Annotated in this window: 26 protein-coding genes and 1 tRNA gene; 15 read left to right on the top strand and 12 right to left on the bottom strand. The window is 53.6% G+C overall.

Annotation, left to right across the window (positions count from 1 at the left end; genetic code table 11):
* Window positions 1–15: 15 nt before the first annotated feature.
* Genes L1D43_RS15480 through L1D43_RS15470 form a run of 3 tightly spaced genes read right to left on the bottom strand, consistent with a single transcriptional unit; the run spans window position 16 to window position 3010 of the window.
* Entirely contained in the window at window positions 16–621 is a 606-nt protein-coding gene (locus tag L1D43_RS15480; protein WP_239852940.1) for a TlpA disulfide reductase family protein, read from the bottom strand.
* Window positions 618–1055, bottom strand: coding sequence for a cytochrome c-type biogenesis protein (locus L1D43_RS15475; protein ID WP_239852939.1), 438 nt, complete (start codon window positions 1053–1055; stop codon window positions 618–620). Before L1D43_RS15475 ends, L1D43_RS15480 begins: the two co-directional genes overlap by 4 nt.
* Window positions 1052–3010 carry a heme lyase CcmF/NrfE family subunit gene (locus tag L1D43_RS15470; protein ID WP_239852938.1) on the bottom strand — a complete coding sequence of 653 codons (1959 nt, stop codon included), beginning with the start codon at window positions 3008–3010 and terminating at the stop codon, window positions 1052–1054. Before L1D43_RS15470 ends, L1D43_RS15475 begins: the two co-directional genes overlap by 4 nt.
* Window positions 3011–3477: 467 nt before the next feature.
* Between L1D43_RS15470 and L1D43_RS15465 the strand changes: the two genes are divergently transcribed.
* From L1D43_RS15465 to L1D43_RS15415, 11 genes are all read left to right on the top strand, one after another.
* Window positions 3478–5517, top strand: a complete 2040-nt coding sequence (locus L1D43_RS15465) for a multiheme c-type cytochrome (protein ID WP_041510772.1) — start codon at window positions 3478–3480, stop codon at window positions 5515–5517.
* Between the two features lie 72 nt (window positions 5518–5589).
* A complete protein-coding gene (locus L1D43_RS15460; protein ID WP_041510773.1) occupies window positions 5590–6015 on the top strand; it encodes a rhodanese-like domain-containing protein in 426 nt (141 codons plus the stop codon).
* A 68-nt stretch (window positions 6016–6083) separates the two neighbouring features.
* Entirely contained in the window at window positions 6084–6869 is a 786-nt protein-coding gene (locus L1D43_RS15455) for an FKBP-type peptidyl-prolyl cis-trans isomerase (protein ID WP_239852937.1), read from the top strand.
* Between the two features lie 23 nt (window positions 6870–6892).
* Window positions 6893–7585: a tetratricopeptide repeat protein gene (locus L1D43_RS15450; protein ID WP_041510775.1), complete on the top strand. Its 693-nt coding sequence runs from the start codon at window positions 6893–6895 to the stop codon at window positions 7583–7585.
* A gap of 60 nt (window positions 7586–7645) precedes the next feature.
* A complete protein-coding gene (locus L1D43_RS15445) occupies window positions 7646–8350 on the top strand; it encodes a 4Fe-4S dicluster domain-containing protein (protein ID WP_041510790.1) in 705 nt (234 codons plus the stop codon).
* A gap of 2 nt (window positions 8351–8352) precedes the next feature.
* Window positions 8353–9300, top strand: a complete 948-nt coding sequence (gene nrfD / locus L1D43_RS15440; protein ID WP_239852936.1) for an NrfD/PsrC family molybdoenzyme membrane anchor subunit — start codon at window positions 8353–8355, stop codon at window positions 9298–9300.
* A gap of 54 nt (window positions 9301–9354) precedes the next feature.
* Window positions 9355–9843, top strand: a complete 489-nt coding sequence (locus L1D43_RS15435; RefSeq protein WP_239852935.1) for a nitrous oxide reductase accessory protein NosL — start codon at window positions 9355–9357, stop codon at window positions 9841–9843.
* Window positions 9821–11176, top strand: coding sequence for a nitrous oxide reductase family maturation protein NosD (nosD, locus tag L1D43_RS15430; protein WP_239852934.1), 1356 nt, complete (start codon window positions 9821–9823; stop codon window positions 11174–11176). The genes L1D43_RS15435 and nosD overlap by 23 nt, the downstream gene beginning before the upstream one ends.
* Window positions 11173–12096: an ABC transporter ATP-binding protein gene (locus L1D43_RS15425; protein ID WP_239852933.1), complete on the top strand. Its 924-nt coding sequence runs from the start codon at window positions 11173–11175 to the stop codon at window positions 12094–12096. Before nosD ends, L1D43_RS15425 begins: the two co-directional genes overlap by 4 nt.
* The gene (locus tag L1D43_RS15420) at window positions 12096–12944 is read left to right on the top strand and encodes an ABC transporter permease subunit (RefSeq protein WP_239852931.1); all 849 of its coding nucleotides are present in this window, start codon (window positions 12096–12098) and stop codon (window positions 12942–12944) included. The genes L1D43_RS15425 and L1D43_RS15420 overlap by 1 nt, the downstream gene beginning before the upstream one ends.
* 182 nt (window positions 12945–13126) lie before the next feature.
* Window positions 13127–14407, top strand: a complete 1281-nt coding sequence (locus L1D43_RS15415; protein ID WP_239852930.1) for a winged helix-turn-helix domain-containing protein — start codon at window positions 13127–13129, stop codon at window positions 14405–14407.
* Window positions 14408–14457: 50 nt separating this feature from the next.
* On the opposite strand, the gene fre is transcribed toward L1D43_RS15415, so the two are convergent.
* Window positions 14458–15156 (bottom strand): NAD(P)H-flavin reductase, encoded by a 699-nt coding sequence (gene fre / locus L1D43_RS15410; protein WP_239852928.1) that lies wholly within the window; start codon window positions 15154–15156, stop codon window positions 14458–14460.
* A gap of 134 nt (window positions 15157–15290) precedes the next feature.
* A complete protein-coding gene (ubiD, locus tag L1D43_RS15405; protein WP_239852926.1) occupies window positions 15291–16772 on the bottom strand; it encodes a 4-hydroxy-3-polyprenylbenzoate decarboxylase in 1482 nt (493 codons plus the stop codon).
* A gap of 179 nt (window positions 16773–16951) precedes the next feature.
* Here ubiD and L1D43_RS15400 point away from each other — a divergent pair, with 179 nt between their 5' ends.
* Window positions 16952–17419: a hypothetical protein gene (locus L1D43_RS15400; RefSeq protein ID WP_239852925.1), complete on the top strand. Its 468-nt coding sequence runs from the start codon at window positions 16952–16954 to the stop codon at window positions 17417–17419.
* 31 nt (window positions 17420–17450) lie between these two features.
* Here L1D43_RS15400 and lepB read toward each other — a convergent pair whose 3' ends face one another.
* Complete coding sequence (lepB, locus tag L1D43_RS15395; protein ID WP_239852924.1) at window positions 17451–18134, bottom strand: signal peptidase I; 684 nt, start codon at window positions 18132–18134, stop codon at window positions 17451–17453.
* 163 nt (window positions 18135–18297) lie between these two features.
* On the opposite strand from lepB, the gene yjjG reads away from it, so the two are divergent.
* Window positions 18298–18975, top strand: a complete 678-nt coding sequence (gene yjjG / locus L1D43_RS15390) for a pyrimidine 5'-nucleotidase (protein WP_239852923.1) — start codon at window positions 18298–18300, stop codon at window positions 18973–18975.
* Window positions 18976–18986: 11 nt separating this feature from the next.
* On the opposite strand, the gene L1D43_RS15385 is transcribed toward yjjG, so the two are convergent.
* The gene (locus L1D43_RS15385) at window positions 18987–19478 is read right to left on the bottom strand and encodes a prepilin-type N-terminal cleavage/methylation domain-containing protein (protein WP_239852922.1); all 492 of its coding nucleotides are present in this window, start codon (window positions 19476–19478) and stop codon (window positions 18987–18989) included.
* 189 nt (window positions 19479–19667) lie between these two features.
* Between L1D43_RS15385 and L1D43_RS15380 the strand changes: the two genes are divergently transcribed.
* Window positions 19668–19758, top strand: a tRNA-Ser gene (locus tag L1D43_RS15380).
* A gap of 149 nt (window positions 19759–19907) precedes the next feature.
* Here the strand turns inward: L1D43_RS15380 and L1D43_RS15375 are convergent.
* The 5 genes from L1D43_RS15375 to hslV form a co-directional block, all read right to left on the bottom strand.
* Window positions 19908–20774, bottom strand: coding sequence for an AraC family transcriptional regulator (locus tag L1D43_RS15375; protein ID WP_239852921.1), 867 nt, complete (start codon window positions 20772–20774; stop codon window positions 19908–19910).
* A 95-nt stretch (window positions 20775–20869) separates the two neighbouring features.
* Window positions 20870–21304: a DUF3859 domain-containing protein gene (locus L1D43_RS15370; RefSeq protein ID WP_239852920.1), complete on the bottom strand. Its 435-nt coding sequence runs from the start codon at window positions 21302–21304 to the stop codon at window positions 20870–20872.
* A gap of 19 nt (window positions 21305–21323) precedes the next feature.
* Window positions 21324–21719 (bottom strand): DUF971 domain-containing protein, encoded by a 396-nt coding sequence (locus L1D43_RS15365; RefSeq protein ID WP_041510794.1) that lies wholly within the window; start codon window positions 21717–21719, stop codon window positions 21324–21326.
* 72 nt (window positions 21720–21791) lie between these two features.
* On the bottom strand, window positions 21792–23117 hold the full coding sequence (gene hslU, locus L1D43_RS15360) for an HslU--HslV peptidase ATPase subunit (RefSeq protein ID WP_239852919.1): 1326 nt from the start codon (window positions 23115–23117) through the stop codon (window positions 21792–21794).
* Window positions 23118–23172: 55 nt separating this feature from the next.
* Window positions 23173–23697 (bottom strand): ATP-dependent protease subunit HslV, encoded by a 525-nt coding sequence (gene hslV / locus L1D43_RS15355; protein WP_033539082.1) that lies wholly within the window; start codon window positions 23695–23697, stop codon window positions 23173–23175.
* A gap of 41 nt (window positions 23698–23738) precedes the next feature.
* On the opposite strand from hslV, the gene L1D43_RS15350 reads away from it, so the two are divergent.
* A complete protein-coding gene (locus L1D43_RS15350; RefSeq protein WP_239852918.1) occupies window positions 23739–23969 on the top strand; it encodes a hypothetical protein in 231 nt (76 codons plus the stop codon).
* The last annotated feature ends 55 nt before the right edge of the window (window positions 23970–24024 follow it).

Raw genomic sequence — 24024 nt, 5'->3', positions numbered from 1 at the left:
GAATGACGCGATTGCTTAATGAAGATTTTTTGCCGTGTCAGGGTTGGCGTACTTAGCCGTTAGTTGTTCCAGATAGGGCTGAACCGCCTTGTCCCCCCAATCGAGGTAACCGCGTAAGAAGCCGACCAAGTTGCCCTCGCCATCGAAGGCGTAGGTGGCCGGAACAATATTGGCCGGCAGCATGGTTTCCACCTGCAGCTTGGGGTCGATTAGCGTCGGATAGCCTGCCAGCTGATGGCGGGCCAGGAAGGCCGCGACCTCGCCATGGGCCTCGTCGATGGACAGGGGCAGCACTACCAGATCTTTGTCGAGATTGTCCCGTCTTATCTTATCCATCATAGGGATCTCCTTGATGCAGGGAGCGCACCAGGTAGCCCAGAGGTTGATTAATACTAGCTTGCCTCGATAATCACTCAGCTTCACCTGATGACCATTGAGATCCTCGAATGTGGCCTCGTCGACCTTGCGGGCGCTGGTCATCTCCACAAAGCGCGACATGATCATTGGCTTGGGTAAGTTCTCCCCTGTGTCATACACCTTGGCACTTGGCATGACGGCCAGGGAAGGTAGGCTGAGCGTCATTAGGCTAAAGGCGAGCAGGGGAAGTGGTAATTTTCTCATGATCTGTGTTCCTGACTATGGGGTAATGGTCGGCGCGTATGCATTTGTCGCAGGTACCAGAATAGGACGGCGGCAAGCAGCCCGAGTGGTATAAAAAAGAGGAGGGCGGTACCCGATGTCAGGCTGGGCATATAGCGGATCCGCTCACCGTAGCGGGCGACCATAAAGTCGACAATCTCATCGGCCGTCTTTCCCCGTTCAAGTTGCAGATAGATCTCCGCCTTGAGTTCGCTGGCGATCGGGCTTTGTGAGTCCAGCAGGTTCTGATTGGTGGACATGGGGCAGCGCAGGGTGGCTGCAATCTCTATGGCCTGGCGCTTTAGCACCGCCGGTGCCTGCAAGGAGGTGTTAGTCTGCACCTCTGCTTGTGCCTGCCCGAGGAGCAGTGTGAGCGTGGCGCCAAGTAGAAGTAGTCGCTTAATGCTTGTCATCATCGGGCTCCTTTTACCGCGAGTTGAGGGGCCGACACGCGGGCTTGTCTGCAGGCGTCGCTCGGGCGCAACAGGCTGAGACCGGCAAACATCATGATGAGGGCGCCAATCCAGATCCAGCCGACGAGTGGCTTGTAGCTGATGCGGATTAAAAACTCCTCCTCGCTGAGCTGGTTGCCCATGGAGATATAGAGATCGGCAAACAGGCTACGATGGATCCCCGCGGCGGAGATCTGCATGGCGTTGCTGTTAAAGGTCTGGCGCTGGGGATAGAGATAGGTCAGATGCTGATCGCGTTTGTCTCTCACCTCTATCTTGGCCTGTAGCGCACTGTAGCTAGTGTGCGAGACCGTTTCTGTTGCCTGGTAGATAAAGGTATAGCCCGCCACGACCCTGCCCTGACCTGGCCCCATCCTCAGTAGCTCTTCCTGCTGAAAATAGCTTGAACAGGTGGCGCCTAAGATACTCAACGCCACACCTAGGTGGGTAACACACATGACGTAAAAGCGTCTGTTGCCGGTAGGGAGCGTCATTCTTCTCAGATGATTACGTACATACAGGCCCGTACAGGAGATCAGCCAGAGGCTGGCGAAACTGCCAAGCATAAAGTGAGCATCTATTTCACCCAGCATCAGATAATTGAGGCTGAAGCTGCCCCCTAGGCAGATGCATGCCAGCAGCGCGAGTGGTTTTATCGCATCTTGACGCGATGCCTGCCAGCCCATCAAGGGGGCGGCGCCCATGAAGAGACTGATGATCCCAGTTAATGGAATGAAGAGGCTATTAAAGTAAGGTGCCCCCACCGAAATGCTTTGCCCCGTGACGACTTCATACAGCAATGGATAGCAGGTACCCAGCAAGATGGAGAGCGCGGCAACCAGCAGTAACAGGTTGCCAAGTTGCATCAGGTTTTCCCGGCTCAGCCCTTGGGTGCTTATCGGCCTGATGAGTTTTGGCAATCTGTGCAGCAGCAAGGTAAAGCCGCAGATAGAAACCAGAGCGAACAGGGTGAGCATGGCTGCGCCACGCAGGGGATCGGCTGCAAAGGCGTGTACCGACTGCACCACGCCCGAGCGAACCAGAAAGGTGCCCAGCAGGCAAAGACTGAAGCCGAGTATTGCGAGAAACAGGCTGGTGCCGTGAAACCTGTCCCTTTGCTCGCCTAAAATGAGTGAGTGCATGAGCGCCGTGGCGACTAACCAGGGGATAAACGAGGCGTTTTCGACCGGATCCCAAAACCACCATCCACCCCAGCCCAGTTCGTTATATGCCCACCAGGCGCCGAAGGCGTTGCCCCCGGTTAGCATGGCCCACGCCAGAATGGCCCAGGGGCGCATCACTCGGCAGTGATGCTTCATAGATTGGCTATTGTCTAACAAGGCGGCGACAGCCGCGGCGAAACAGACAGCCAGCCCCACATATCCCACAAATAGCAGAGGTGGATGCAGGATAAGACCTATATCTTGAAGTATGGGGTTGAGATCCCGCCCTTCGACTGGGATGCCGGGTAATAGCCTGGCAAAGGGATTTGAACCTATGAGGAGAAAGGCGATTAATCCGGCTTGAATCGCACCTAGGACCGCGTGAAGGTAGTGAAAAAAGGGCGCGGTGGCATCTGATTTCAAGCTGATCACCCAGCTCCAGATGCCGATGGCGGCAACCCAAAACAACATAGAACCTTCGTGTCCTCCCCAGACGGCGGCGACCTTATAGAGGCTGGCCAGTTGGCTGTTGGAGTTATTGGCCACGTATGCCACAGAAAAGTCGTTATCCAGGAAGAGGAAAACGAGGATCAATAGGCTAGCCAGTTGCGCCAGCGTGTTTAGCTTAATAAAGAGAGACAGATAGTCGTGCAGTGCCACGCGGCAACGGCAGGCCTGCGCAATAGGCATCGCGGCCATGAGCAAGCATAGCGTCAGTGAGATAGTAAGAAGTAATAAGCCAATTTCTGCGTTCATCGCCTCGCCTTCAACCAATCGAACGAAATAATTCGTCTAACTAATAGTGATGGGTAAGTTTGTCTCTGATTGAGCCTAACCTTAGGTGAACTTCTTCATGGATTCTGTGAGCTGTGGCAGGGTCCGTTTTACCCCTTTTCTCCCTCAATCTTTTTCATAACTCAAAAAGCGACTTGAGGTTTTTTGAGATCTAAAAATACCGGTTTTAGAACTAAAAAAGAAAACACTAAAAAGATTTAAATATTTGTTTTTATTTGTTTTATATCTATTCACAACTCATGGTTTTTTCCCTGTGCGCCAGCTCAACTTTTTTGTCTTTGGTCTGTGAAAAATACTGAAGCTGCTCAGCTGTAAAGTCGTTCGGTTAACGATGAGGTTTATTCCCTTTAATTCCCGTCAGCGAAAAGGATGAGCCGATCTGGAATTAAGCATAAACAGATAAAACTAAAAATATTTAGGAGTGAATGATGAGACGATGGAAACACAAGGTAGCCTTGAGTGCGCTATTTTGTTTCGGTGCCATTGCCAATGTGAACGCTGCTGGTGGTAAATACAACAGCGTGCCTGAGATGGGCGAAACTGCCAAAGGCGCGATCGCAAACTATCAGGGCATGGAAAAAGTCAACGGCGTAAAAACCCTTCAGGACTATGTAGTTCAAGAAGCCGCGTTGTTTGACTTCTTGTTTGAAAACCACCCTATGTTCAAATACCAGGAAGCGGGCAATCTGGTTGGCGATTATCATGTCAGTGATCGTGGCGAAGAGTATCTGGATACCGGCCATAGCCCTGACTACAGCAAGAAAGTGGGTAAACCCAGAGCCGTACAGTACAGGCTAGGCGCCAAGTCTATCCTGGACTTTCCCAACAATTTTGTCGGCCCGGAAAAGTGCGCCGAATGTCATGCGACCCAGTATGAGAAGTGGAGCCGTTCACGTCATGCCAAGACAGTTCGTTTCCCTGGGGAGCATCCCGAGGTGGACAACGACCTCAACAAGACAATGTATGGCACTAAAGACACTTCTATTCTCCCCGACGGCATCACGCCGGATGTGATCTATGCGACCGTGGGTACGCCCAGAACCAAATATGGCTTTATCGATGCCTGGTTGGTGCGTGGCTCTTACCATATCGAAGGTGGCTTATTGAAGGATGGTACCGGCAAGATGGTTGCCGGTGCTAACCAGTTCTCTCGTGGTTGGGCCGAGTGGTTAACCCCTGAGATGGCTAAGAAGATCAACGCCGTGATCCCTGAGTTCCCTACCACCTTGGCTGCTTATGGTGACTCGGGTTCTCATCAGTGGGGCATGAGCTCTTACGGCGCCAAGTACCGTAAAGAGATGTTGTTCCAGCCAGCAAGTTCTTACTGCGAAGTTTGTCATACCTTCAAGTTCGACTTTAAGTCTCAGCAAGAGTACTTCGATGCCCTGGGCGATCCTAAGAAGCTGCAGGAACACACCATCAGTAAGGGCATTGCCTGTGAGGAGTGCCACGGTGCTGGTGGCCACCTAGATGGCGGTACAGGCGGTATGCAGTCTAACTGCGAACGTTGTCACCAACGCTTCCAATACGATCCTGTCATGGCCGAGACGCCAGCCGCACAGGAAAAACCTGAGCTGGCCTTTGGCGTGAAGATGAAGTCGCTATGTCCTTCTTGTGGTACCGAAGGCTCACAGATGTACGGTTCGGCGCACTATGAGAAAGGCATGCGTTGTACTACTTGTCACGATCCTCACGAGGTCACCGATGGTTCCTGGTTGTCGGGAATCACTAAGCCCAAGTTGAAGAAAGACTGTAAGGACTGTCACGAGGCGCAGACTGTGATAGCCAGCAACACAGACACTCACGCCAACCAGACCTGTCAGAGCTGTCACATGCCAAACATGGGTAGCTGTGAAAACTTCAAGGCGATGCAGTTCCCCGATCAAGCAGGCTTCGACGCCGTTCGTAAGTCACACATGTGGAAGATTGATGTCGACCCTGTGCGCAAGACGCTTAACCCACCAGAGGGAGCGCCTAGAACCCAGGGACCAGATGCGGCTAAAGGCTGGACTGTGGCCAAGAACGAGGAGGGACGTACCTATCTGGATCTCATGTGGTCTTGTGCCCGTACCTCAATTTCTGACCACGATGTGGTGGAAAACAAGGGCTGTCACAGCCAGTTCCAATCTGAGCTAGAAACCGGCCTGCACTATAAGGATCAGCTGGAGATCTACGGTGAAGTCATGAAGTGGCAGAAGCCGATCAAAGAGGTCTTCGGTCAGGTTGAGCAGGCGCTGGTGCGTATCGATCAGCTGCTTGAGGTCACTAAGTTGTCTACTGAAGACAAGACTCAGGTGCTGATGTTGGCGGAGAAGGCTCAGGCCACAGTGGATCTGATCAAGCAAGATGGTTCTTGGGGCGTTCATGGCTTCCGTTATAGCCAGAAGCGTCTGGATGCCGCGCTGACCTATGTGACTCAAGCGCAGAAGATCTTAGATGGCAGTGGCTATTCGGCCAAGGCGAACTAGTTCTCTCACAGTAACGTGATTGACCAACCACCCGGCGCCACGCCAGGCGCCGGGTATTAGGGGAGAGAGAAGATGAAATCGAGAATAGGCCTGTCTTTGGCCTTGCTGTTGGGCTTGACTCCGCTATGCAGTCAGGCGGGCGGCGGCGCCGAGATGGCACCGGCTCACAGGTATGAACATAGCCTGCACACTATTAGTCTGGCCCAGGCCGAAGCCCTGCTGGCCGAGGGGAATGTTTACTTCTTCGACGTCAACACCTTAGAGCTTTGGGCCGAGGGGTATATCCCTGGGGCCGTCTACTTCAATGTCGATAACTGGAAGACCCTGCTACCGGAAGATAAGGCGGCGCGAATGGTGTTTTACTGTGCCAATCGCCTCTGTAATGCCAGCGAGATTGCCGCCCATCAGGTAATGAAGCTGGGCTACACCAATGTGATGCAGATGCACGATGGGATCTATGGCTGGCGCCTGTCGGGTCGAGCTATTGAAAAACCATAATAAACAAATCCTTGCGTAATTTTTTGAACAGTTAGCATTTTGAGCAATAGATGAACGAGAGTGTGAATATGAAAGCGAGTCTACTGAAATCTTGTCGTGTTACCACCTTAGCCCTGGCCTTGAGTGGGTCATTCTTTGCCGTGGCCAGCGAGTCGCCTCAGGAGGTCGAAGATGCCTCCTATGCATTAGGTGCGTCCGTGGGCCATTACATATCGGGCAAGATCTATAACCAAGTTGACTTAGGTGCCCAGGTCAATATCGACACTGTGGTCAAAGGGGTCGTCGATGCCCTCAAGGGTGAGGGCAAGATGTCCAATGAGGAGATACTGACCCATCTCAACGCCCGCGCCGAATGGCTCAATAATGCCAAGAGCGCCAAGCTGGAGGCCTTGGCCAATAAGCATCTGGCCGAGGGGCAAGCCTATCTGGCAAGGAACAAGAGCAAGGCTGGGGTGACGGTAACCGAATCGGGTCTTCAGTATGAAGTGCTGAAGCAAGGCGATGGCCCTAAACCTGTCGAGTCTGACGTGGTAACGGTTCACTACGTAGGTAAGCTGCTCGATGGAACCGAATTTGATAACTCTTATGAGCGCGATGAACCCAATCGTTTTGCCCTAATGTCGGTGATTGATGGCTGGAAAGAGGGGATAGCCCTGATGCCCGTGGGTTCCACCTATCGCTTGACCATTCCTGCCGAGTTGGCCTACGGCAAAGAGGTGGTGGGGATTATCCCACCGGGCTCGACCCTAATCTTCGATGTTGAGCTGCTCAAGCTTGAGGCTCCTGGCGAAAACGCCCATGGCATGGGGCTAAGTGGTATGGGCATGGGCGGCATGATGGGCATGGGTCACTAGGTTATCGGCAGTAGGTGCTTGTTATGAATCATTTAGTGTTTGCCATGGCGGTCACGCTTGTTTGTTTTATTGCGCCTGTTTGGCGCCACTATTTCATCCAGGCGGCGAATGCCAAGGCCGGTGATGCGACCATCCCTGCTAGGAAGCGGATCCAGACACCAATTTGGGTGACGGGCATGCTACTGCTGATACCACTGACCCTCTATGGTCTGCTGGGGCGTTTTAACGACTGGCACACAGGCCAGATAGACGAAAACATCGATTACTTGATTGCCGCCGACATCAACAAGAATGCACGTATCTTAGATGATGCCCCCCTCGATAGGCTTGCCTTGCTCAATCTGGCCAATGCCTACGCCGAAGGTGGTCGCTATGGCGATGCGGTAGCGACACTAGACAAATTACTGGCAATAGCGCCCGACGCCGAGCTGTTTGGCATGAAGGCGACGGCGCTCTATTACCGTGATAACCGCGCCATGAGCCTGGAGGTATCGATTGCGATATCTCAGGCGCTGGCGCTCGATCCTAAGGAAGTGCAGTCACTGCTGCTGATGGCGACCCACGCTTATTTGAATAGGGATTTTCAACAGGCGATCGCTTATTGGCAACAGTTACTGGACAGTGATAACCCCAACATAAACCGAGCATCGATTAACAGTGCGATTGTCAACGCTGAGCAGAAAATGGCTAACCGTACCGTGACTGCATCTGAGTAAAAGTCACCAAGATGAAAGATTCAATGAGGTCGGCGTGCGTGCCGACGGATGGAGGATGCTGTGAGTGAAAATATAGAGAGACGGAGGTTCCTGAAATGCTTAGGAGCCGGCTCTTTGATGTTGGCGCCCTTGGGCTGCAGCGTTAAGGAGCAGACTGCTCAAACCGAATCGCCACACTATGTGATGGTGTTCGATCAAAATAAATGTGTGGGGTGTGGCGGTTGTAAGGAGGCCTGTAATAAAGCCAACAACCTGCCCGAGGGACGTTCGCGAGTGATACTGGAGCAGCAGTCATCTGCCGTTGCGGGGCAGGCTTGTCCCCATTGCGGCAAGACAGATTGCGATTGCCAGCGTAAGTATGTGCGGGTCTCCTGTCAGCAATGTCAGAATGCCCCCTGTGTGTCTGTGTGCCCAACGGGGGCGGCTCACAGAGATCCCAACACAGGCATAGTCACCATGGATGCCAGCAAGTGTGCCGGCTGTAAATACTGTATCGCCGCTTGTCCTTACAACGCGCGCTATATCAATAGTGAGACGGATGTGGCCGATAACTGTGACTTCTGCCTCGAGAGCAAATTAAGCAAGGGAGAGTTGCCTGCCTGCGTACAGGAGTGTCGTTACGATGCCCTGATCTTTGGCGATGCCAACGACCCTAACTCCTATGTGAGTCGTTTGCTGGCGGTGAAGGATTCGGTAAGGATTAAGGCCCATCTGGGGACCGAGCCGAGCCTACGTTACATTCCTATCGTTAAGTTGGGGGTATAGAGATGGACGGAACACTCGGATTTACCATAGGTTTGTCGGAAGGGGTTGCCTGGCCTTGGCCCATTGCCGTGTACCTGTTTTTTGCCGGTATCTCGGGCGGTGCCCTGTCGGTCGCGTTGTTCATTCGCTTCTATAAACAGCAGAGCGTTAACACCCCCTTCCTCAAGGCGTCGGCGCTAATTGCCTTCGTGACCATAGCTCTGGGCATGCTTTGTCTGGTGTTGGATCTGACCAACCCGCTGTTTTTCTGGCGTATCTTGGTCTACTACAACCTCAACTCCGTGATGTCTGTCGGGGTGATCGCCTTGTCGGCCTATATCCCGCTGGTCGCCTTGATCGCCTTGTTTGCCCTGGAGGAGGAGATCCGTCGCCTGCCTATTTTGGCGCCGCTGCTGCCGCTTATCGACAGGTTAAGACCCTGGCGACGGGCGAGTGAAACCTTAGTGTTGCTATTGGCGCTGGCAGTATGTGCCTACACAGGCTTCTTAATCTCAGCCTTGATTCGCTTCCCTATCATCAACACCTCGGTGTTGCCTGCGCTGTTTGTGGCCTCTGGTCTGTCGGCCGGCGCGGCGGCGGCCAAGATGCTGGCGGTTGGGTTGTTTAAGGAAGACAGACACAGCAGCGACATGCAGATTTTGCACGGTGCCGAGTGGCCGATCATGTTTGCCGAGGCCTTGTTCCTCTTCATGATCATCATGTCACTGGCCACTGGTAATGCCGGCGCGCAGAGTGCCTTCGAGGCTTTCCACAGCGGCAGCTGGTCTATGGTGTTCTGGCTGGGTGTCGTGGGCATCGGATTTGGTGGTCCTCTGCTGCTGAATTTTGCCACAGGTAAGCAATTCAGTCATTCGGCCCAGGCCTTCTACCTCTCGGGTCTATGCGCCGTGAGCGGCATGATGTGCCTGAGGATGTTCATCCTCTACGCCGGTCAAAACTTTGCGATTTGATCCTTTAGCTCAGCCCCTGTGTGACAGGGGCTGATTATCCGTTTAGGAGACACAATGAGAGCCTTTATCTTCATTTTTATTTGTTCCTTGTTTATGTCGGGGTGCGGCGCGGCCGAGAGCGACACTCATAGTCACGCGAGTCTGGTGATCGACGCCCATGAACGCTGTCACATGTGCGGCATGATGGTGAAGCAGTATCCCGGCCCTAAGGGGAGCCTGCATCTTAAGGGGGGAGAGCTACAACCTAAGTTCTGTTCGACCCGTGACATGTTCATGTTTGCCCTGCAGCCCGAGAATCGACGTCAGGTCGAGACACTTTGGGTGCACGATATGGCGGCAACAGATTGGCAGTATCCGGACGATGAGCATTTTATCGATGCCACTAAGGCCTGGTATGTCTATGGATCCAATCGTAAGGCGGTGATGGGGGTTGCCGTAGCTCCTTTCTCAACTCTCACTGCGGCCGAAGAGTTTGCCCGCCAGTATGGCGGCGCCGTGTTCAAATATGACGAGATAACTCTTGAGTTACTTTCGGCTGATTAAGCACCGTCTTTGGCCTGTGTTGGCTCAGTCATTGGGCCTGTGCCTGTGTGGTTTACTGTTTATGGCGCCAGTGCTGGCACAATCCAGTGATGGGACTCGGCACGTTACTGTGGTGGACAGCGAGACGTTACACTCGGCGTTGGCCTCCATGCCCCAAGGCGCAGAGATACGGCTAAAACCTGGGCTCTATCGGGGGCACTTTCACATCGAAAAGCCCCTGACCCTCATCGGAGCACCTGGCGTGGTGTTCGATGCTCAGGGAGTCGGTTCGGCAATCGTGGTCAGTGCGCCGGGGGTGAGTATTACCCGGGTGACTGTGCAGCGCTGGGGGCAGGATCTCTATGAGAAGGATGCCGCCATTCGCCTGATGCCCGGCGCAAACGACGTTGCAATTATTGCCAATCGGCTTGTCGGTCCCGGTTTCGGTATCTACGCCAGCGAGGTGAGCGACCTTAGGTTGCTGGATAATCAAATACAGGGAGATGAGCAGACATTCTTGCTGGATCGCGGCGATGGGATTCATCTGCTGAAGGTGAATCACCCTACTGTTCGCGGCAACCGTATCAGCAAGGTGCGTGATGGTATCTACCTTGAGTCGGGTATAGGCAGTCGCATCTATAGCAATCATCTCTCCGATCTGCAGTATGGCCTGCACTATATGTATACCCAACAGGATGAAGCCATGGACAACCAGGCGACTCGGGTGAGTGGTGGTTACGCCCTGATGAACTCGCAGGGGATTCATTTGATCGCAAACACAGTAAAGCACGCCCAGGAGTTTGGGGTGCTGCTCAATCTTACCCATGACGCCAAGATCCAAGCCAATCAGATTGAGGCGACCCAGATGGCCAATAGTGTGGCCGGCGATCTGTTTAGCGAAGGCAAAGGCTTGTTTGTATACGGCGCTCAACGCAATCAGATCATCGGCAACTCAGTTACAGGTAATCAGATTGGCATCGCCATGGCGCTAGGCGGTGAAGACAATGCCGTTTATCAAAACCAGTTTTTAGCGAATACGACCCAGGTGCGCTACGTGGGGGAGCAGCGAGTTGAGTGGAGCTTTCAAGGCCGGGGAAATTACTGGAGCGACTATCAGGGCTGGGATCTCGACGGTGATGGCATAGGCGACAGTCAGCATCTGCCCAATGATAATTTGGATCGTCTGTTTTGGCTGTATCCGGAGGCAAGGTTTTTAATGGAGAGCCCCATAGTGAAGTTACTGAAATGGTTGGATAACCAGATACAAGACGAGCATTCTGCTGGCGTGGTAGACAGCTATCCTCTGATGGTGCCGTTAAATGCTTTCGTGTCGCATACCGGGGAGGCACTATGAGTCAGATAGCCGTGAGTGTGAGGCAGGTGAGTCATTTTTTTGATGAGCGCTGCGCCCTGAATGAACTGAGTTTCTCGCTGCCGAGCGGCCAATTGATGGCGCTCTTGGGCCATAACGGTGCGGGCAAGTCGACGCTGATCAAGATGATTCTGGGCCTATTGCGTCCTACCTCGGGCGAGGTAAGCGTATTCGGGCGTGCGGTGACGACATCGGGTGCCATGACTGAAATAGGGTATCTTCCCGAGAACATTAGCTTTTACGACAAGTTAACGGGCCATGAGGTACTGAGTTATTTTGCGGCGTTAAAGGGGATCTCAAGACAGACGGTGAATCGGCTGCTGGAGGAGTTTGGCCTGGCCTATGCGCAGCACAAGTCGGTTAAGGACTACTCCAAAGGGATGAAACAGCGCCTGGGATTTGCTCAGGCCATTCTGGCCCGGCCCAGGTTGCTGCTGCTGGATGAGCCTACTGTGGGGCTCGATCCGCAGGCGTCGCAGTTTATCTATCACAAGATCAAACAGCTGGTTACACAGGGAAGTACGGTGATTGTTTGTACCCACGAACTACAGCTGGTGGAATCGCAGCTGGATCTCGCCTTAATTCTCGGCAGAGGGCGCAGACTTGCCTTCGGTACGCTCGACGAACTGCTGCACAGCGGCAACATGAACCTACGCGTAGAGCACCCACGCCTGGATAGCCTGGTAGCGACCCATCCCCTATTAAAATCTTTTTACGCAGACGGCGGCTTAAATTGTCCTGTCTCACAACGTGAGGTGTTGATGAAATATCTGATCTTAGAGTGCCAACTGTATGATGTTAAGGTGAGCCCCCCGGATCTGGCGCAGGTGTACCATGCCAAAATGGCTCAGATGCAGGTTTTAAACGAGCTGGGACTGAGCCTGACACCGGGAGATATCTGATGCTGACCATAGCTAAGCGGCCGAGCCTCGGCCTCATCAGGGTGATCGCGAACAAAGAGCTGAAAGACAGCCTCAGAAATCGTTGGGTGCTGGTGGTTTTTGCCATCTTCTGGGTCTTGGCGTTGAGCATGACTTTTGCCGGCAGCGCCGTCAGCGGCACGCTAGCCTTACCTAGCCTAAGTAGCGTTATCGCATCCTTGACCACTGTCTCTGTGTTTATCATCCCCCTGGCGGCGATTTTGCTCAGCCATGATGCCTTCGTGGGGGAGGAGGAGGCGGGCACTCTCTGCTTACTGCTTACCTATCCGGTGAGCAAGTCGCAGATCCTTGTCGGTAAGTTGCTGGCCCACTGTATGGTGACATTTACTGCCATTACCAGCAGCTACGGCAGTAGCGCCGCGATCTTGATGCTGTTTGGTCGTGGTGAGGCCTGGGAGGAGATACTGTCGGCCTTTGGGCTCTTGATTGCCAGTAGCTGCCTGCTGGCAACAATCTTCATTCTGATCAGTTACCTGGTGAGCCTTAAATCGGCAGAAAAGGCCAGAGCGGTAGGGAGTCTATTGGGACTCTGGTTTGCCTTGGTGCTTATCTATGATCTGCTGCTGTTGGCACTCTTGGTGGCCGATCTCGGCTATGGCAGCCAATGGTTGGTCAACCTGCTTATCTTGCTAAATCCAACCGATCTCTACCGCGCCATTAACCTGGTGAGTGCTGGTGCCCCTCTGGGAAGCCTTGGACTGCTGGCTCAGTATGAGTGGAGTTTGCCGCTTCTGCTGGGGGCCTGCGTTGCCTGGCCATTGCTGCTTCTGTTTTGGACTCGCCGCGTATTTATCACCAAGTTGGTGTAGTGCTTAGCCGCAGCATATTGAAGCAGGGTTTTGGGCGGTAGTTCACATTCTTCGTGGCTGCCTGAAATCCTGGCGCAGTATTTGAGTGAACAATCACGTTAATTTTGTAGGGACATTAATAAAATATCATAGATAACAATAAGATATTTCTAATTGATGATTAGGAATTATTGAGGTGTCAGGTGTTAAAAATTACGCCATATCTTGAGTTCGATGATGAGGCGCACCAACTGCATGATCGCACCTGTGGTGCCACCGTAGGGCTGAGCTTTTCCGAGTCGGCGGTGTTGGCGCACCTATTGTCTCAGCCTGATGCCATCTGTAATAAAGAAGCGTTGATCGCCGTTGGCTGGCCCGATCGTGTGGTGGCGGCGACCTCGCTGACACAATGCATCAGCACTCTTCGCAAGAAGCTGGAGCCTTTTCCCGAAGTTCAACTGAAAACGGTCGCCCGGCGTGGCTACCAGCTACATGTCTCACCTAAATCCCGTGTCACCATGCTGGCGGTGACTGATGCGGAGTCGATCAAAGATGCGCTGATCGATGTTTCCTTGATGGTTAAGATTAGCGGCATCTTGATTGCGCTGGGGATTGTGGCCACCCTCTGGTATCAGAGTGATTATCATAAGGTGATGAAACATTCGGCCAAGTGGGTGTCAGGCAGCGAAATTAATCTGAACATAGGGGGAACCAAGCGGCCACTGACGCTGATCCACCCTAAAGGGGTCGATAGTCTACATCCTTCCAATTGGCAAAAGCATATTGCGCCCGAGAGCAATAGCATTGAGGGATTTAACCATTTTGGTGGTTTCGCCTTTACCGATGGCACCCACTATTCGGTAGCGGTATGCGACCTGGGTGACAACGGCGAGTGTCGCCGAGATAAGATCATCAATTTGACCGAAATCGACCTGAAGCCTGCCGGCCTCAACATGGTGGAGTTTGTCGAGCTGAGTAAGCGAATGGAAGATAGGATCCGCTACAACCGCATCCTGATCCCCCCTAGCGAGGCCGAAGGTGAGCTGGTGGAACATCACTACAATGGTGATATCTATTTTCCGGTGGCAGACGAGTTGCTGGTACGTGCCGACTTAGGGATCTCTCTGGTGTACGACAAACCTCTCAGCGGTAAGTTTTACTCCCGCGCCTGTATTACGGATCAGGACTGCCTGACCACGCCGATTAAGTATCAGATCCGCGGCGAGTTCGAGCAGTATCGTCAGCAGCTTGGTCAGCTGGATGTGGATGTCTTTTATGTTAAGGTCAGGCAGAAAGATCTGATCATGCCAGAGGTGGTGAGTGACTCGGCCATGCACTTCTATCGTGAGATTCGTAAACATAATATTCGCGACGAGGAGCTGTTTTACATGCGAATACATGCCGACAACGGCACTGCGGTCTGGGTGGTGCCATTGCTAGGCAGTCTGGTCGCCTGGACCAAGTATGAGAAGGTAGCCCTCTAACGGTGAGGGCATAAGCCCCGACCTTAAAGGTCAGGGCTTGCGCGATAGCATTACTTGATGAAGGCGAAGGCGTCGCCGTAGAGGTGCTGCTCTTCGACGCCTATCTCACGGAACACTTCGCGCGCCGCGCCGACCATGTCGAAACGACCGGCAATATAGATGTCGTAGCCGTTGAGGCTGACATAATCCTGCTTAATCTGCGCCAACAGGTTGGCCGTCTTGCCTTGCCACTCGGGCGTCGACTCTTCTACCACAGGCACGAAATGTAGCCAGGGGTGATCCTGATGCCACTGACGTGCCAGCGACTCATAGTACATAGCATCTTGGTTACGACAGCCCCAGTAGAGGGTGGTCTCAACATTCTGCCCAAGGGCGATCGCCTGTTCGACTATGCTCTTGATGTAGGAGAAACCTGTGCCACCGGCGATCAGCAGGCGGGGTCTGTGGCTGTCGGCGCGTAGGAAGGCTTCGCCGCCCGGCACTTCGATGTCGATATATTCGCTCTGCTGCAGGCGCTCGACCACCTGCATGGGGTAGCTCTCGCTGACGGCGGCACCTATGTGCAGCTCGATCTGCTCCTGGCCTGGCGCAGAGGCGATAGAGAAGGGACGTTTATCTTTTTCACCCATTACGACGCAAAGGTACTGACCAGCCTTAAATTCGAAGCTGGTTTCTGGGGTTAATGCTACCTGATAGACGGCATCATTAAAGGCGGTAACATGTTCAACTTTACAGCGTATGGTGTTCATTGGTTTTCCTTTCAGACCCTCTCTGTGGAGGTTTAGCACCTCTGAATACCTGATTAAATTTTTCAGGTATTCAAAGGGTTAACTTCTTTGATTTATTTTTAAAATTCAGACGATTAGTTTATGTCTGATATTGATTATAGCGTTGGCGCTTCGTCTATGCCCAGGTCATCCCAGATCGCATCGATCCTCTGTTTGACCGCTTCGTCCATGACGATAGGGGTGCCCCACTCGCGATTGGTTTCCCCTTCCCACTTGTTGGTGGCATCCATCCCCATCTTAGAGCCGAGTCCGGCAACCGGGGAGGCGAAATCCAGGTAGTCGATAGGCGTGTTGTCTATCATCACGGTATCGCGCTTGGGATCCATCCGGGTGGTGATGGCCCAGATCACATCGTTCCAGTCGCGGCAGTTGACATCCTCATCCACTATGATGATGAATTTGGTGTACATGAACTGGCGCAGGAAGGACCAGGCGCCCATCATTACCCGCTTGGCATGTCCCGGATACTGCTTGCGGATGGAGATCACCGCCATGCGATAGGAGCAGCCTTCGGGCGGCAGATAGAAGTCGACGATCTCCGGATATTGCTTGCGCAAGATAGGCACGAACACCTCGTTCAGTGCCACACCCAACATGGCGGGCTCATCGGGTGGCCTGCCGGTGTAGGTGCTGTGATAGATGGCGTCGCGTCTGTGGCTCACATGGGTCACGGTGAAGACAGGGAACTCGTCGGTCTCGTTGTAGTAACCCGTGTGATCCCCGTAAGGCCCTTCTTCGGCCATCTCGCCGGGCTCGATATAACCTTCAAGGATGATCTCGCTGGTGGCGGGCACCTCGAGATCGCAGCTCAGCGCCTTACACACCTCGGTGCGTTCGCCGCGCAGTAGACCTGCAAAGGCATATTCGCTCATAGCGTCGGGCACAGGCGTCACGGCGCCTAAGATGGTCACGGGGTCGGCGCCCAGCGCCACCACCACGGGATAGCGTTCGCCGGGATGCTGCGCCTTAAAGTCTTTGAAATCCAGCGCGCCGCCGCGATGATCCAGCCAGCGCATGATCAGCTTGTTCTTGCCCAGCAATTGTTGGCGGTAGATCCCTAGGTTTTGGCGTTTCTGCCTCGGTCCCTTGGTGATGGTGAGTCCCCAGGTGACCAAGGGGGCGACATCGCCGGGCCAGCAGTGCTGAATGGGCAGCTTAGTGAGATCGACCTCATCGCCACTGACCACAACCTCCTGACACGGAGCATTGCGTATCGTCTTAGGTGGCATGTTTAGCGCCTGCTTGAACATGGGGATCTTGGCGATGGCGTCTTTAAAGCCGCGTGGCGGCTCGGGTTCCTTGAGGAAGGCCAGCAGCTCACCCACATCGCGTAGGGCGAGTGGGTCTTCTTTACCCAGGGCCATGGCGACGCGTTTGGGAGTGCCAAATAAGTTAGCCAATACCGGCATGGTCTTGCCGACAGGATTTTCAAACAGCAGCGCCGGGCCCTTGGCTCTTAGCACACGATCGGCGATCTCTGTCATCTCCAGATGGGGATCGACGGGGTGGCTAATGCGTTTTAGCTCGCCATTGGCTTCGAGGTGATCGATAAAACTGCGTAAATCCTTAAAACTCATTTGGAAATACTCGCGTTGAGAAAAATGTGATATGGCGCGCACTATACCATTTATGGGCGTTATTCCCAAATGCCTTACACCGGCTTTGCGACCCCAGCATGGCAAGATTTTCAGGGCGTATAATTAAGGGTAAGATGCGGTGAATCTCTCGGGCATGAGGTGGCAAGATGAGGCTTAATGTGAACCCTTTATTACTTCTGGCTGGGCTGTTGTGGCTTGGTGCCTTGCCGCCGATTGCTACCGACGCTTGGGCGCTGAAGTCAGACAAATATCAGCTGACTCCATACGTAGGTCTAGGGTGGGGCTATCGCCCTGGCTGGCATCGGGACTTCTATGACCCTTGGCGCTGGCAAGTAGGTATAGGCACAGGTTTTCCCTACTGGCGCCATGGCTACTGGCGCAATGACTGGGGTTATTGGCGAGACGACTGGCGTTACCCCTATCGCTATCAGCCGCGTAAGCGCCGGGAGCCTAAACCTATCGCACCGCCTCAGCGGGTGACCACTAGCCTTACTCAGAGCGATGCGATTCATAGCCTGCCAGCCAATGCCAGAGTGAAGGTGAAGGACGGCAGGACGGTATACGAATGGCAAGGCGTTGAGTATGCCTACGACTGGAATAGCGACAGCTACCGGATTGTAAAGTAGCCGCCGCGGCTTACTCTTTACGCTTTAGATTTTAGAGTGGCTGCAACCAACGCTCTGGCCGGAATAGGTAATAGTGTTCCGGGTCGTTGGAGAAGGCGACTCTATGGGCCTTGCCGGTGATCTCTTCGCGGGGGACGAAGCCGATGACGCGGGAGTCGGCACTGGCGTCGCGATTGTCACCAAGGGCCAGGTAGTGCCCTTCGGGCACGGTCACAGGACCAAAGTTGGCAAGTCTAGACGGTTGGGCATTGAGCCTGATGGCGTGAGGCTTGCCGGGCAGGGCTTCTTGCCGTTCGCTATAAGCTTGTTTTCCTGTGCCAAAGACTTGCTGCTCGCCAGTGTTATTGGGCGCCTCTTGGTAGCTTAAGGCCTCGCCATTTAGGTAGAGGCGATTGTTGCGCATGGCCAGGGTGTCACCGGGCAGGCCTATGATGCGTTTGACCAGCTTCTTGTCGGCCACGGCCGAGTCGAAGGTGATGATGTCGCCACGCTCTGGATCCGCCAGCTTCATCAGGCTGATATGGGTAAAGGGCAGACGCAGATCGTAGGCCATCTTGTTCACCAGTATGCGATCTCCCTGCACTATGGTGGGTAGCATGGAGCCGCTGGGGACATGATTCCAGTCGGCGACGGCACTGCGAAACACCAGCATCAGGCCGATAAACAGGATGAACTGGCGATGTTGTTTTATAGAACGAATCACTTTTTTTAGCATACCAACTCCTTGGAAAGTAAAGTGTCTGGCAGAGTCAGACGCTTGTTTGCCCGAGTGGTTCCAACCGTATTCGCGTATAAGCGTAAGCAAATATTTTTGCTCTGCTCAGCGTGGCATTGATATAGTGCTGCCACTTGTCCTGAGGCCATCCCATGGAGAGAGAATGAAGTACCAGTGGATATTATTTGACGCCGATGAAACCCTGTTTCATTTCGACGCCTTTAAAGGATTACAGCTGATGTTTTCGCGTTTCGGTGTGGACTTCACCCTTACCGATTTCGAAGAGTATCAAACGGTTAATCTGCCTTTGTGGGTGGATTATCAAGACGGCAAGATCAGCGCCCGCCACCTGCAGGTGACTCGTTTCGAGCGTTGGGCCGAGAAGCTCTCTGTGACCGCCGAGCATCTCAATGCGGCGTTTCTTTCGGCCATGGCCGATATCTGTACCTTGCTGCCCGGTGCCGCCGAGCTGGTGGACGCCCTCTATGGCAAGGTGAAGATGGGGATCATCACCAATGGTTTCACTGACCTGCAGACGGTGCGCCTAGAACGCACCGGCTTGCTGCATGCCTTTTCGCCCGTGGTGATCTCCGAAGAGGTTGGCGTTGCCAAACCCGATGTGGCGATCTTTGAACACGCCCTGTCGCAGATGGCTCACCCCCCCAGGGAGCATGTGTTGATGGTGGGGGATAACCCTCATTCGGATATTCAGGGTGGGCTCAATGCCGGGTTCGATACCTGTTGGCTGAACCCTGCCAGTCAGCCCGCACCCGAGGGGATAACGCCACACTATCAGGTGACTTCGCTCACCGAGCTGAAACACCTGCTGCTTAAAGGCTAACTCAATTCGGGCTAACAGCCTGAATCGACAATCTCGAAGGTCGGGCCCTGGGCAGTACTCAGGGCCTGAGTGTATTTGAGGTAGCAGTTTTGGCCGCTGGATTTCCTGCTTGGGTGCATGAAGCGGATAAAAGGCTCGGCCTTGTTATTGTGAAAGTACCAATCGGCCGGATCGTCGGCATTGAATACCGCATCGGCAAAGGTGGCTTCTAATAACAGTGCCCAGGCGTGGGCCGAATCGGCGGCGGGGTAACCATAGGCAAGCTCGACCTGATCGCCGTTGAGGCTGATATTGGTGCTGGCCTGAGTCTGCAGGTTTTCCAGGTTCGCCTTGGTGAAGACCAGGGGCAGGGTGCCGCTCATCTCCCCTTTGAGTCCCTGAAGGGCTGCAACGCGGGCATCGGACTGGATATTGATGAAGCGTGGCAGGGCTATCGTTGCCAAAATCGCCAGTATGATCACTGTGATGACAAGTTCAATTAGGGTAAATCCGTTAGGTTTCATCTTGCTACCTGCAGTTTTCTTTGTGTTTATACTACACACTGAGCGGGCATTTTATCCCCTAAACAAGCTTAAAAAGGTTGTTTTTAACGCATTTGTCATCGAAAAATGCCTTAATGGATTATTTGTTGCTCAGTTAGTGAAATTTAGGCTTTACATTTAAAGTCCATTTCCTTACTATTCTCGGCGTTCGGAGAGATGGCAGAGTGGTCGAATGCACCGGTCTTGAAAACCGGCACGGGTTTATAGCCCGTCTAGGGTTCAAATCCCTATCTCTCCGCCACATTAAGAAAAAAGGCTTCCAGAAATGGAAGCCTTTTTTCGTTCTAGCTTTCGAGTGCTGGGCACTGTCTTGTCAGCGCTTTTCATTCTGTCCTCTGGAGCCGGGTTAACAACCAACACGAGCAACATTAGCACCATAAACTCATGAGCTTAGACGAGCGAAAAATAGATGTCGGTGATCAGCTCATGCTCCGCCACTTCGGGGAAGAAGTTGTGGTACTCGAAGTAGAGGGGGAAGTCCCTCAGCTCCTCTCCGCTCTCGGGTAACCAGTCGCGGTAGAATTGATAGATCTTATCGTCCATCTGATCGTGTGGCCCCTGGTGGCGGATCACGGCGCAGCGACCGCCGGGGATCGTCTTGGTGATCACCCCAAAGTCATTGGCCTTGACCTCAGACGCTACCGAGCCACAGATGTCGAAGCGAAACGCCTCGGGTGCTACCGTATTGGGGTCGTTAAAGGGGACGCCCAGGGTCAGGCTGCTGGCTACAGGGGATTCGCCGCTCTGTTTGCGCCAGTTGATAAATTGTTGAATCGAGTCGTTCAGTGCGGCCGGGCTGCCTTGGTGTTCCAGCACGGCGACCTTGATATCGTCTCTTTGCGTGAGTTTGATCTGCACAGTTTCTCTCCTTGTATAGTTCACCTTGGCATATTGTTGACTCCATTGCTCCCACTGCGGGGTCAACCTGAACTGGGATGGGGTCTGGGCAAATATCTGCTTAAAGGCTCGCGAGAAGGATTCGCCGTTCTCAAATCCGGCATCGAGGGCGATGTCGGTGATCTTGAGCTCGGGGTGAAACACCAATCGGTATGAGGCCCGTTTTAGCCTGAGCAGGCTGATGTATCTACCTAAGGTTATGCCGGTATACACCTGAAACTGGCGATGAAAATGATACTTGGAGAAGTGCGCCTTCTGGCTCAGTTGTTCCAGCGTCAGGGGCTGATCCAGATGTTTGGCAATATAGTCGCATACCGTCTGTATGCGTTGACTGTAGGCCTGGTGCGCTGCTCGGTTCATATACATCCCTTTTCAAGTGAGAGGCCATTGTGCGACGAGACGGTCGGCTTTACCTGACTCATATTGCTCAATTGAGGATGGCTGAGCGGACTGCCTTAAAAGCCTCTGCGTTTCCAGAAGTTGGCCACCTGGCTTTCCTCGTCATTAAGGTGCACATGAAAGGTCTTCTCGGCAACCACCTTGTCGCCCAGGGAGAGGGTCATGCGCCACTTGCCCACCTTATCATGCTCGGGGGCCCAGATGGTGTCACCCAGGTAAAACTTCCAGTCGTTAGACTCGACGAACAGCTCGCCCTCGAAGGGCGGGCGAATATTGCCCTGCTGATCGGTAATGTGGGGATGATAGATGCAGTAGGTTAGCCTGCGATTCTTGGCCTTGCGGATGCGGGCGATAAAGCCAAATTCTATGTCTATCTCTGCAGGTACATGGACTGTGGCCTTGAGAAATTTGGGCAGATCTGGGCTATCTTCATCCCAACGGCTGAAGAGTCCCGCCTGCAGTATGGTGACGTCGGCTTTGAGCTTAGACAAAGTAGGCTGGTCTTACGGCCTAGGTGTGATACTTCACGGCCATGTCGATCAGCGGCTCGCGGCTGGCCTTGGCGGCGCGCAGCCTGGCCAGATAGTTCTCCCATAACTCCACCTGATTGGTGGCTAAGTCATAGAGCACCTTCCAGGAGTAGAGACCCGTGTCATGGCCGTCATCGAACACCAGCTTGACCGCATAGTTGCCTACGGGGGTGATAGCGTTGATATTGACGTTCTTCTTGTGAGTCACCAGCACTGGATTGCCGTGACCATGCACCTCGGCCGAGGGGGAGTACACCCTTAAGAGTTCACAGCTGAGGGTATATTGCTGGCCGTTATCGAAACTGACTTCCAGCTGACGCGACTTACGTTTGAGTTTGAGTCCTGTGACCTTGGGGGTATCGCTTTGAGGAGTCATGGCTTTGCCTTTTGGGAACGCTTGGGTGTTAAAAAAAGAGGGCCCGCAGGGGAACTGACGGGCCCTTTAAGTTTACAGGATGAAGCGGCTGAGGTCTTCGTCCTGTACCAAGTTGTCCAGGTGAGCGTTGACATAGTCGGCATCGATCACTGTGGTGCTGCCCGATTTGTCCGAGGCCTCGAAGGAGAGGTCTTCCATCAGACGCTCCATCACGGTATGCAGACGGCGGGCGCCAATGTTTTCGGTGCGTTCGTTCACCTGCCAGGCGGCCTGGGCGATGCGCTCGATACCCGACTCGCTGAACTTTACCTTAACTCCTTCGGTCGCCATCAGCGCCATATACTGCTCTGTGAGCGATGCATGGGGCTCGGTGAGGATGCGTTTAAAGTCGTTGGCCGAAAGGGCTTCCAGCTCGACACGGATCGGCAGACGACCCTGCAGCTCAGGAATCAGATCCGATGGCTTGGACATCTGGAAGGCACCCGAGGCGATAAACAGGATATGGTCTGTCTTGACCATGCCGTGTTTGGTGTTCACCGTGCAGCCTTCTACCAGTGGCAGCAGGTCGCGCTGAACCCCTTCGCGGGAGACGTCTGGGCCCGAGGTGTCGCCACGCTTACAGATCTTATCAATTTCGTCTAAGAACACTATGCCGTGCTGCTCAACCAGTTCGATAGCCTGTTCCTTAAGATCGTCAGGGTTTACCAGCTTGGCAGCTTCCTCTTCGATCAACAGCTTGTAGGCTTCCTTGATGGTCATCTTGCGACGCTTGCTGGCGCCGGGGCCCATGTTTTGGAACATGCTCTGTAGTTGGTTGGTCATCTCCTCCATGCCGGGAGGTGACATGATCTCTATGCCCACCTGAGGCGCGGCGATATCGATTTCGATCTCTTTATCATCCAGCTGGCCTTCGCGCAGTTTCTTACGAAATACCTGGCGAGTGCCAGAATCATCTTTTTGCTCGCTGTCCCAGTCTTCCTTCGGCTTAGGCAGCAGGGCGTCGAGAATGCGCTCTTCGGCGGCTTCCTCGGCTCTGAATTTACACTTGGCCATCTGCTCTTCACGGGTCAGCTTAACGGCGGCGTCGGTGAGGTCACGGATGATCTGCTCGACCTCCTTACCTACATAACCGACTTCGGTAAACTTAGTGGCCTCGACCTTGATGAAGGGCGCCTTGGCCAGCTTGGCCAGACGGCGGGCGATCTCGGTTTTACCTACACCCGTTGGGCCTATCATCAGAATGTTTTTTGGGGTGACTTCTTGGCGCAGCGCGGCGTCAAGCTGCATACGGCGCCAGCGGTTGCGCAGGGCGATAGCGACCGAACGCTTGGCATTTTGCTGGCCTATGATGTGGCTGTCCAGCTCGTGAACAATCTCGCGTGGAGTCATCTCAGACATAAGTATCCCTTAATGCTTGGGTGCATATATTTGTTAACAATGAGCGGACTCAGTGTTAGTAATTCAGTTCTTCTATCGTCTTGAATTGGTTGGTGAATACACAGATGTCACCGGCAATGGTCAAAGACTTTTCGGCGATCTCTTTGGCACTGAGATCGGTATTTTCCAGAAGTGCCGTGGCCGCGGCCTGGGCAAAGTTGCCGCCCGATCCTATGGCTATCAGGTCGTTTTCTGGCTGTACCACATCGCCGTTACCTGTGATGATCAGGCTGCACTCGGTATCGGCCACCGCCAACAGGGCCTCAAGCTTGCGCAGGACCTTGTCGGAGCGCCAGTCTTTAGCCATCTCGACCGCGGCGCGCATCAGATGTCCTTGATGCATCTCTAACTTGGCCTCGAAGCGCTCGAACAGGGTAAAGGCATCTGCGGTACCGCCGGCAAAGCCCGCGAGGACCTTATTGTGATATAGGCGGCGAACCTTTTTAGCGTTTCCTTTCATCACTGTATTTCCCAGTGATACCTGGCCGTCTCCGGCAATAACAACCTGATTGTTGCGACGTACTGAAACGATTGTGGTCACGGTATTTCCTCTTCTCAAGCCGACGAGTAGGAAACTCATCGGTGGATAATAGCTTAGATATGGGGATGGCATTTCGTTTTTCAAGGGAGATCACCCATAGGTTTACCCATGCAATCCGCGAAAAGCCGAGTTTTGTGCCTCTTAGGTGGAAAAGCCTTTTATTTTTATCGCCTTATTCATTTGAGTATGACACCGAGGCTAATACTAAAGAGGGGGTATTCCTGGGCAAAACTAGCCGCTTGGTGGCGGGCTTTCATACCTTAGCCGGATGAAGGGGGAGGGGCTTGTCCGCATACTTTTGCCTGCCAGCAAAGGCTGGCGCTTGTT

The organism is Shewanella sp. Isolate8, from assembly GCF_022398495.1.
Lineage (GTDB): Bacteria > Pseudomonadota > Gammaproteobacteria > Enterobacterales > Shewanellaceae > Shewanella > Shewanella aquimarina.
This window is presented reverse-complemented; position numbering and strand designations above follow the sequence as displayed.

What these genes read in the sequence shown, in the direction of transcription:
- L1D43_RS15480 (WP_239852940.1), bottom strand. Translation starts at nt 621, where the DNA reads ATGAGAAAATTACCACTTCCCCTGCTCGCCTTTAGCCTAATGACGCTC.
- L1D43_RS15475 (WP_239852939.1), bottom strand. Translation starts at nt 1,055, where the DNA reads ATGATGACAAGCATTAAGCGACTACTTCTACTTGGCGCCACGCTCACA.
- L1D43_RS15470 (WP_239852938.1), bottom strand. Translation starts at nt 3,010, where the DNA reads ATGAACGCAGAAATTGGCTTATTACTTCTTACTATCTCACTGACGCTA.
- L1D43_RS15465 (WP_041510772.1), top strand. Translation starts at nt 3,478, where the DNA reads ATGAGACGATGGAAACACAAGGTAGCCTTGAGTGCGCTATTTTGTTTC.
- L1D43_RS15460 (WP_041510773.1), top strand. Translation starts at nt 5,590, where the DNA reads ATGAAATCGAGAATAGGCCTGTCTTTGGCCTTGCTGTTGGGCTTGACT.
- L1D43_RS15455 (WP_239852937.1), top strand. Translation starts at nt 6,084, where the DNA reads ATGAAAGCGAGTCTACTGAAATCTTGTCGTGTTACCACCTTAGCCCTG.
- L1D43_RS15450 (WP_041510775.1), top strand. Translation starts at nt 6,893, where the DNA reads ATGAATCATTTAGTGTTTGCCATGGCGGTCACGCTTGTTTGTTTTATT.
- nrfD (WP_239852936.1), top strand. Translation starts at nt 8,353, where the DNA reads ATGGACGGAACACTCGGATTTACCATAGGTTTGTCGGAAGGGGTTGCC.
- L1D43_RS15435 (WP_239852935.1), top strand. Translation starts at nt 9,355, where the DNA reads ATGAGAGCCTTTATCTTCATTTTTATTTGTTCCTTGTTTATGTCGGGG.
- L1D43_RS15425 (WP_239852933.1), top strand. Translation starts at nt 11,173, where the DNA reads ATGAGTCAGATAGCCGTGAGTGTGAGGCAGGTGAGTCATTTTTTTGAT.
- L1D43_RS15420 (WP_239852931.1), top strand. Translation starts at nt 12,096, where the DNA reads ATGCTGACCATAGCTAAGCGGCCGAGCCTCGGCCTCATCAGGGTGATC.
- fre (WP_239852928.1), bottom strand. Translation starts at nt 15,156, where the DNA reads ATGAACACCATACGCTGTAAAGTTGAACATGTTACCGCCTTTAATGAT.
- ubiD (WP_239852926.1), bottom strand. Translation starts at nt 16,772, where the DNA reads ATGAGTTTTAAGGATTTACGCAGTTTTATCGATCACCTCGAAGCCAAT.
- lepB (WP_239852924.1), bottom strand. Translation starts at nt 18,134, where the DNA reads ATGCTAAAAAAAGTGATTCGTTCTATAAAACAACATCGCCAGTTCATC.
- yjjG (WP_239852923.1), top strand. Translation starts at nt 18,298, where the DNA reads ATGAAGTACCAGTGGATATTATTTGACGCCGATGAAACCCTGTTTCAT.
- L1D43_RS15385 (WP_239852922.1), bottom strand. Translation starts at nt 19,478, where the DNA reads ATGAAACCTAACGGATTTACCCTAATTGAACTTGTCATCACAGTGATC.
- L1D43_RS15375 (WP_239852921.1), bottom strand. Translation starts at nt 20,774, where the DNA reads ATGAACCGAGCAGCGCACCAGGCCTACAGTCAACGCATACAGACGGTA.
- L1D43_RS15365 (WP_041510794.1), bottom strand. Translation starts at nt 21,719, where the DNA reads ATGACTCCTCAAAGCGATACCCCCAAGGTCACAGGACTCAAACTCAAA.
- hslU (WP_239852919.1), bottom strand. Translation starts at nt 23,117, where the DNA reads ATGTCTGAGATGACTCCACGCGAGATTGTTCACGAGCTGGACAGCCAC.